Source organism: Vibrio sp. 2096, from assembly GCF_033339595.1.
GTDB classification, from domain to species: Bacteria; Pseudomonadota; Gammaproteobacteria; order Enterobacterales; family Vibrionaceae; genus Vibrio; species Vibrio alginolyticus.
This window is the reverse complement of the sequence record NZ_JAWOUX010000034.1, coordinates 1-2,500: the sequence shown is the minus strand read 5'-3', so window position 1 is coordinate 2,500 and position 2,500 is coordinate 1. Positions and strand designations below refer to the sequence as shown.

Annotated in this window: 1 protein-coding gene, 5 tRNA genes and 2 rRNA genes (1 of these 8 cut by a window edge); all 8 read left to right on the top strand. The window is 48.4% G+C overall.

Features of this window, described 5'->3' with window-relative positions; translation table 11 throughout:
• Nucleotides 1-1,419: ribosomal RNA gene (locus R7Q41_RS23560) — 23S ribosomal RNA — on the top strand (it extends 1,503 nt beyond the left edge of the window).
• A 49-nt stretch (nt 1,420-1,468) separates the two neighbouring features.
• A 5S ribosomal RNA gene (rrf, locus tag R7Q41_RS23555) occupies nt 1,469-1,584 on the top strand.
• A 5-nt stretch (nt 1,585-1,589) separates the two neighbouring features.
• Nucleotides 1,590-1,665 (top strand) — tRNA-Val (locus tag R7Q41_RS23550).
• 17 nt (nt 1,666-1,682) lie between these two features.
• Nucleotides 1,683-1,766: transfer RNA gene (locus R7Q41_RS23545), tRNA-Tyr, on the top strand.
• Nucleotides 1,767-1,831: 65 nt separating this feature from the next.
• Nucleotides 1,832-1,906 (top strand) — tRNA-Gln (locus tag R7Q41_RS23540).
• A 5-nt stretch (nt 1,907-1,911) separates the two neighbouring features.
• Nucleotides 1,912-1,987: transfer RNA gene (locus R7Q41_RS23535), tRNA-Lys, on the top strand.
• Nucleotides 1,988-2,000: 13 nt separating this feature from the next.
• Nucleotides 2,001-2,074: transfer RNA gene (locus R7Q41_RS23530), tRNA-Gly, on the top strand.
• A gap of 199 nt (nt 2,075-2,273) precedes the next feature.
• Nucleotides 2,274-2,500 (top strand): hypothetical protein (locus R7Q41_RS23525; RefSeq protein ID WP_318144681.1); only part of this gene is annotated, 227 nt, incomplete at its 3' end.

Genomic DNA, 2,500 nt, shown 5'->3' with positions numbered 1-2,500 from the left:
TTGGTTGTGCACGTCCAAGCAGTTAGGCTGATAAGTAGGCAAATCCGCTTATCGTAAAGGCTGAGCTGTGATGGGGAAGCTCCTTATGGAGCGAAGTCTTTGATTCCCCGCTGCCAAGAAAAGCTTCTAGCGAGATAAAAGGTGCCTGTACCGCAAACCGACACAGGTAGGCGAGGAGAGAATCCTAAGGTGTGCGAGAGAACTCTGGTTAAGGAACTCGGCAAAATGACCCCGTAACTTCGGGAGAAGGGGTGCTTTCTTAACGGAAAGCCGCAGTGAATAGGCCCAAGCGACTGTTTAGCAAAAACACAGCTCTCTGCGAAGCCGTAAGGCGAAGTATAGGGGGTGACACCTGCCCGGTGCTGGAAGGTTAAGGAGAGGGGTTAGCGTAAGCGAAGCTCTGAACTGAAGCCCCAGTAAACGGCGGCCGTAACTATAACGGTCCTAAGGTAGCGAAATTCCTTGTCGGGTAAGTTCCGACCCGCACGAAAGGTGTAACGATTTGGGCACTGTCTCAACCAGAGACTCGGTGAAATTATAGTACCTGTGAAGATGCAGGTTACCCGCGACAGGACGGAAAGACCCCGTGGAGCTTTACTGTAGCCTGATATTGAATTTTGGTACAGTTTGTACAGGATAGGCGGGAGCCATTGAAACCGGAGCGCTAGCTTCGGTGGAGGCGCTGGTGGGATACCGCCCTGACTGTATTGAAATTCTAACCTACGGGTCTTATCGACCCGGGAGACAGTGTCAGGTGGGCAGTTTGACTGGGGCGGTCGCCTCCTAAAGTGTAACGGAGGCGCCCAAAGGTTCCCTCAGAATGGTTGGAAATCATTCGTAGAGTGCAAAGGCATAAGGGAGCTTGACTGCGAGACCTACAAGTCGAGCAGGGACGAAAGTCGGGCTTAGTGATCCGGTGGTTCCGCATGGAAGGGCCATCGCTCAACGGATAAAAGCTACCCCGGGGATAACAGGCTTATCTCCCCCAAGAGTCCACATCGACGGGGAGGTTTGGCACCTCGATGTCGGCTCATCGCATCCTGGGGCTGTAGTCGGTCCCAAGGGTTGGGCTGTTCGCCCATTAAAGCGGTACGCGAGCTGGGTTTAGAACGTCGTGAGACAGTTCGGTCCCTATCCGTCGTGGGCGTAGGAAATTTGAGAGGAGCTGTCCTTAGTACGAGAGGACCGGGATGGACGCACCGCTGGTGTACCAGTTGTTCTGCCAAGGGCATAGCTGGGTAGCTATGTGCGGAAGGGATAAGTGCTGAAAGCATCTAAGCATGAAGCCCCCCTCAAGATGAGATTTCCCATAGCGTAAGCTAGTAAGATCCCTGAAAGATGATCAGGTTGATAGGTTCGAGGTGGAAGCATGGTGACATGTGGAGCTGACGAATACTAATAGATCGAGGACTTAACCATATAATATGTAGCAAATGTTATCTAGTTTTGAAGGAATATGCCTTCATAGTTTGGTGATGATGGCAGAGAGGTCACACCCGTTCCCATACCGAACACGGAAGTTAAGCTCTCTAGCGCCGATGGTAGTTGGGACCTTGTCCCTGTGAGAGTAGGACGTTGCCAGGCAAAATGGAGGATTAGCTCAGCTGGGAGAGCACCTGCCTTACAAGCAGGGGGTCGGCGGTTCGATCCCGTCATCCTCCACCATATATATTTAAAATGTCGGAGGGGTAGCGAAGTGGCTAAACGCGGCGGACTGTAAATCCGCTCCTTCGGGTTCGGCAGTTCGAATCTGCCCCCCTCCACCATTTTCTTTAAAATAACCTGAGAGGGTTTATTTTTTTGAAAAGATAACCATACTAGTAAATATTAATGGGCTATAGCCAAGCGGTAAGGCAACGGACTTTGACTCCGTCATGCGCTGGTTCGAATCCAGCTAGCCCAGCCATTTACGAGCCATTAGCTCAGTTGGTAGAGCATCTGACTTTTAATCAGAGGGTCGAAGGTTCGAGTCCTTCATGGCTCACCATTTACAATTTAATGCGGGTGTAGTTTAGTGGTAAAACAAGAGCCTTCCAAGCTCTGGTCGAGAGTTCGATTCTCTTCACCCGCTCCAAATTTTATTAAAAGTTTTTCTATAAATTGTGATCAACGCAGTGTTTCGTTTCCGAGATAAACGAGGCATTGCGTTTTTTAATGTTTGAAAAATATAATTACATGCGAAAATAGAAGTAAATGATAGTATTCCAAACGTGAATTACTAACCAATAGAGTGGTTACATAAGGGGTGGATTCATCTGAGGAGGCGATTAAGAGTGGATTTTGAACAATTAAAGCAAGATGTAATTGCGTATAGTAAAACAATTGGCATAGATAAAATAGGCTTTGCGAGCGCTTCTCCTTTTGAGGAATTAAAGCAGCGCTTAATCCAGCAACAACAATTAAATTATCAATCTGGATTTGAAGAGCCTGATATAGAGAAGAGAACGAATCCGCAACTGTTATTACCGGGTGCTAAATCAATTATTGCGATTGCTTTAGC